Here is a 5,111-nt window from a genome sequence, read left to right as displayed (position 1 = left end):
GGCGGGGGCCGACGCACCACACGGGCAACAGCCGCAGGGCGGACAGACGGGTCACGGGGCGTGCGGCGGCCAGGGCTCAGCCCTGGACGGCCGGCTTCTTCTCCGAGGTCTCCGTGCGCCTGCTGTCCGACCACGCCGCCCACAGCGTCGCGTAACGGCCCCCCGAGGCCACCAGCTCATCGTGTGTGCCGGTCTCGACCACGCGGCCCTCGTCGAGGACGACGATGCGGTCGGCGGAGGCGGCCTGGGGGAGGCGGTGGGCCACCATCAGGCCGGTGCGGCCTCGCAGGGCCTTGAGGGCGGCGCTCTCCAGGACGCGGGCGCCCGCGCTGCCCGCGTCGGCGGTGGCCTCGTCGAGGATGGCGATCGGGGGGTCGGCGAGGACCAGGCGGGCCAGGGCCAGGTGCTGGGTCTGGGTCACGGTCAGCCGGTGGCCGCCTTCGCCGACGACGGTGGCCAGTCCCTCGGGCAGGGCTTCCACCCAGGTCAGGGCGTCGACCGTGGTGAGGGCGGTGCGTATGTCCGCGTCGGTGGCGGTGGGGCGGGCCAGGCGCAGGTCGTCGGCGAGGGTTCCCGCGAAGACATGGGTCTCCTGGCTGATGAGGGTCACCGCGTTCCGTACTCCGGCGGGGCCGAGGTCGGTGGTGTCGACGCCGCCGAGGGTGATGGTGCCCTCGGACGGCTGGTGGACGCCCGCGATCAGCTTGGCGAGGGTGGTCTTGCCCGCGCCGCTCGCGCCGACCAGGGCGACTCGCTCCCCGCTGCCCACCTTCAGATCGACTCCGCGCACCACCGGGTGGCCGTCGACGTAGGCGTAGTGGAGCGAGGTGACCGTGACCGAGCCGTCCTCCGGGCCGGTGGTGGACTCGGGCTCGGGCTCTCCGGCGAGGTTGGAGACGCCGATCAGCCGGGCGAGGCTGGCGCCCGCCTGCTGGACGTCGTCCAGGAGGAACAGGGCGGCGTTGATCGGGTTGAAGAGGCTGTGGAAGTACAGGGCGGCGGCCGTCGCCGTGCCGATGCTCACCGCGCCGCCGTCGACCAGCAGGAATCCGGTGACGAGGACGGCGCTCAGGCCGACGAACTCGCCGAAGTTGAGCCGGGAGAAGAAGCCGGTCACGACGTGGATGCCGCGCAGGGCGAGGGCGACCGCGCTCCGCGAGCGGCTCTCCAGCTGCCGGGCGTGGTCGTCGTTGAGCCGGAAGGCGCGCACCGTGCGTACTCCGCCGACGCTGTCGAGGAGCTGGTGCTGGAGGGCGCCGGTGGCCACGCGCTGTTCCGCGTAGACGGGTGCGGCCCGGCGCAGGTACCAGCGTACGGAGAGGATCTGGACCGGGGTGGCGAGCAGCGCGGCGAGCAGGAACCGCCAGTCCAGCACGGTCAGTCCGACCAGGGTCAGGACGATGGTGACGGCGGAGCGGGTGAACTCCGGCATCGCCTGGCGCACGGACTTGGTGATGACGGCGACATCGCTGGTGACGCGGGAGACGAGGTCGCCCGAGCCGGCCGCTTCGACCCGCTCCAGGGGGAGGGCGAGGGCGCGTTCGATGAATCGTTCCCGCAGGGTGGCGAGGATGGTCTCGCCGACGCGGGCCACCAGGGAGCTGCCGATACCGCCCGCGACGCCGCGCACCACCGCGACGACGACGAGCAGGACCAGGGGCAGGGTCAGGGCCGAGGTGCCCTTGTCGTCCACGACGAGGTCGACGACATGGCCGAGCAGGGGAGCGGTGAGCAGTCCGATGCCGGTGCCCACGACGAGGACGCCCAGGGCCGTCGCCGCCAGGAGGCCGTGGCCGCCGAGCAGACCGCGCAGCGCGGCCAGGCTCTCGGAGCCGGTGGCGGTCGGCAGGAGCAGGCGCTCGGCCGGGCTGGGTGCGCTCATCGTCTCGTCCGTCCGTCCTTCCGGCATCGTCTCTTCGGTCCGTCCTTCCTGGGGGCGCCGTCCGGGGGGCCGGGCCGTGTCGGGGGCACCCTCGGCGCCCTGGGTACCCGTGGCCGTCATGCGAGCACCGCCGCGCGGTAGCCCTCGTCGGCGGCGACGAGGTCGGCGTGGCTGCCGTGGGCGGTGACCGCGCCGTCGTCGAGCACCACGACCCGGTCGGTCACCGCGAGCAGCGCGGGGCTGGTGGTGACGAGGAGGGTGGTGCGGTCGCGGCGGATCTCCCGCAGCCGGGCGGCGATCCTCGACTCGGTGACCGTGTCCACGGCCGTGGTCGGGTCGTGCAGCACCAGGACGGGACGGTCGGCGGCGAGCGCGCGGGCGAGCGCGACGCGCTGGCGCTGGCCGCCGGAGAGGGACCGGCCGCGCTCGGCGAGCACGGTGTCCACGCCGTCGGGCAGCAGCCGGGCGACGTCGTCGGCGGCGGAGGCCCGCAGGGCGGGCTCCAGTCCGGCCGGGTCGGTGTCGGCCCCGGCGCGTACGTTCTCCAGCAGGCTGGTCTCGAACAGGTCGGCGTCATGGGCGGCGACGAGGATCGCGCGCCGCGCCTCGGCGGGGTCCAGTTCGGTCAGGGGCACACCGTCGAGTTCGATCGAGCCCTCGGCCGGGTCGGTCTCCCGGGCCAGGGCGAGCAGCAGATCGTGGGCGGCGGCCGGGTCCTTGGTCACGACGCCGGTCAGGGTGCCGGGCGCGAGGTCGAGGTCGACCCCGCGCAGGGCGCCGAGGGTGACCCCGCGCAGCCGGACATGTCCGGTGACCTCGTCCGGGGTGGCCGCACTGCCCTCCGGTACGGCGCTGGGGGCGGCGAGCACCTCGGCGATCCGCTTGGCGGAGGCGCGGCCCTGGGCGAACTCGGCGTTGACGTAGATGAGGAGCTGGAACGGGCCGAGCAGGAACTGGGCGAGACCGACGGCCGCGACCAGTTCGCCGATGCTGATGGAGCCGTCCATCGCCAGATAGGCACCGGCGAGGCCGATGGCGGCGATGAAGACGCCGGTCAGGGCGAGTACGGCGCCCTCGTGCCCGGCCCGGCTGCGGGCGGCGCGCAGTGCGGCGGCGAGCGAGTCCTGGCTGGTGACGCGGTAGCGGGAGACGGCGGCGGACTCGGCGCCCATCCCCTTCAGGACCCGCAGTCCCGCGACGAGGTCGGCGGCGACGCCGGAGGCGTGGGCGGCACGTTCCTGTTCGGTCTCGCTGCGCTGCTCCAGCGGGCGGCTGATGCGGTGGCCGAGCCAGAGCAGCGGCGGGATGCCGAGCAGCACCAGCAGTCCGAGCGGGACGGAGATGCGCAGCAGCAGGATGGCGCTGATGGTGAGGGCGGCCAGCGCCCACATGCCGTAGGCGATGACGGTCACGGCCGCGCCGACGCGCTTGGCGTCGTTGGTGGCGATGCTGGTCAGGGCGCCGGGCAGCCGGTCCGCGTCCGCGCCGCCGCGCGGGTCGAGCACCCGCGCGCCGAGCTGGATCCGGAGCCGGTGCGCGGCCTTCTCGCCCGCGCCCTCGGTGATCCGGGCCCCGTTGCGGTAACAGGTGGACAGGACGAGGAAGAGCGCGCCGAGGACCAGTAGCCAGCGCACCAGGGTGTCGCTGGAGCCCGTGGCCACGGCTTCGTCGATGATGACGCCGATCACCACGGGAACCAGGGCCTCGCATCCCTGGTGGGTCATTCCGAGCAGGGACGCCGCGACAAGACGGCGGCGCTGGTCCCTGATCGCTCCTCGGAGGACATGGCCCCCCGTCGGTCCTCCAGTCGGCATGGGCTACCTCCGCAGATGGTCAATTGGTTAGGTAAGGCTACTCTAAATTCAGTGGCTCTCTGTGCCGCTCACCCGCCTCCTACCAGGACATACTCACCCCTCTACGGTCTTTGCCGACAAGCGCGTTGACCCTCCGGGGAGGATGTGGTTAGGCTCACCTAAGTAACGCTCTGTTGTTCGGACCGCTCGCCCATCCGCGATCCGTACGAACTGTGTACCGCCGCCAGGGGGAGTTGTCGTTGTCGGTCCAAGCCCGGGCGGCGTCCGGAAGTGATTCCGCCGATTCCGCCGATGCAGTGAGTCCCACTGATTCCTCTGGTTCCACAGGACTCACGAGTTCCGTGGGTTCCGTGAACTCTGCCGGTTCCATCAGCCCCGCGAGCCCCGTCGCGTCCGGCGGATCCGTCGCACCAGGGGGCGGAAGGACCGCCCTGCGCGGCGCGGGACTGCTGATCGCGCTCGCCGCCCTCGTCCTGGTGGGCCTGGTCAGCATCTGGGTCGGCACCCGGGGCATCCCCTTCTCCTCGACCTGGGAACTGCTGTGGCGGCCCGACGGGTCCGAGGCGTCGGTGATCATCCATGACTACCGCATCCCGCGCACCCTGCTCGGACTCACTGTCGGCGTGGCCCTCGGCCTCTCCGGCGCGCTGATGCAGGCACTGACCCGTAACCCGCTCGCCGACCCCGGACTGCTCGGAGTGAGCCAGGGCGCCGCGACCGGAGTGGTCATCGCCATCGCCTTCCTCGGAGTCGGCTCGGTCCTCGGCCATATGTGGTTCGCGCTCGCGGGCGCCGCGATCACCTCGGTCGCCGTCTACGTCCTCGGCTCCTCCGGCCGGAAACTCGCCACCCCCGACCGGCTCGTCGTCGCCGGAGCGGCGGTCACGGCCGTCCTCTTCGCCTTCACCTCGGCGGTGCTGCTGCTCAAACCGCGCGCCTTCGAACAGTTCCGCTTCTGGACCGTGGGTGCCCTGTCGGGCCGCTACTACGAGGTGCTGTACATCGCCCTGCCCTTCATCGGCGTGGGCCTGCTCATGGCGCTCCTGCTCGGCCCCTCCCTCAACGCCCTCGCCCTCGGCGACCAGGTCGGCCGCGCCCTGGGCGTCAACGTCGGCCGCACCCGGGTCCTGGGCGCGGTCGCCGTGATGCTGCTCTGCGGCGCCGCGACCGCCGCCGTCGGGCCGATCAGCTTCGTCGGACTCGTCGTGCCGCACGCCGCCCGCTTTATCGTCGGCCCCGACCAGCGCTGGGTCTTCGCCTACTCCATGCTGCTCGCCCCCGTGCTGCTGATCGGCGCGGACGTGCTGGGCCGGGTGCTCGGCGCCCCGGGCGAGGTCCAGGTCGGGATCGTCACCGCGTTCCTCGGCGCGCCCCTGTTCATCGCCCTGTGCCGCCGTCGAAAGCTGGTCATGCTG

Annotated in this window: 3 protein-coding genes; 1 reads left to right on the top strand and 2 read right to left on the bottom strand. The window is 72.9% G+C overall.

The genetic code is table 11. The annotated features are described in order from the left end of the window. Window positions 1–76 precede the first annotated feature (76 nt). Window positions 77–1,909: an ABC transporter ATP-binding protein gene (locus ACFVIM_RS32655; protein WP_384309256.1), complete on the bottom strand. Its 1,833-nt coding sequence runs from the start codon at window positions 1,907–1,909 to the stop codon at window positions 77–79. Window positions 1,910–1,998: 89 nt separating this feature from the next. Next, a complete protein-coding gene (locus tag ACFVIM_RS32650; protein WP_384309253.1) occupies window positions 1,999–3,696 on the bottom strand; it encodes an ABC transporter ATP-binding protein in 1,698 nt (565 codons plus the stop codon). A 350-nt stretch (window positions 3,697–4,046) separates the two neighbouring features. Here ACFVIM_RS32650 and ACFVIM_RS32645 point away from each other — a divergent pair. After that, on the top strand, window positions 4,047–5,111 hold a 1,065-nt coding region (locus tag ACFVIM_RS32645; protein WP_384309250.1), incomplete at its 3' end, for a FecCD family ABC transporter permease.

Origin of the sequence: Streptomyces sp. NPDC057638, assembly GCF_042800315.1 — a bacterium.
GTDB lineage: Bacteria > Actinomycetota > Actinomycetes > Streptomycetales > Streptomycetaceae > Streptomyces.
This window is presented reverse-complemented; position numbering and strand designations above follow the sequence as displayed.

Coding starts and splice junctions, on each gene's coding strand:
- ACFVIM_RS32655 (WP_384309256.1), bottom strand. CDS start 1,909: ATGCCGGAAGGACGGACGGACGAGACGATGAGCGCACCCAGCCCGGCC.
- ACFVIM_RS32650 (WP_384309253.1), bottom strand. CDS start 3,696: ATGCCGACTGGAGGACCGACGGGGGGCCATGTCCTCCGAGGAGCGATC.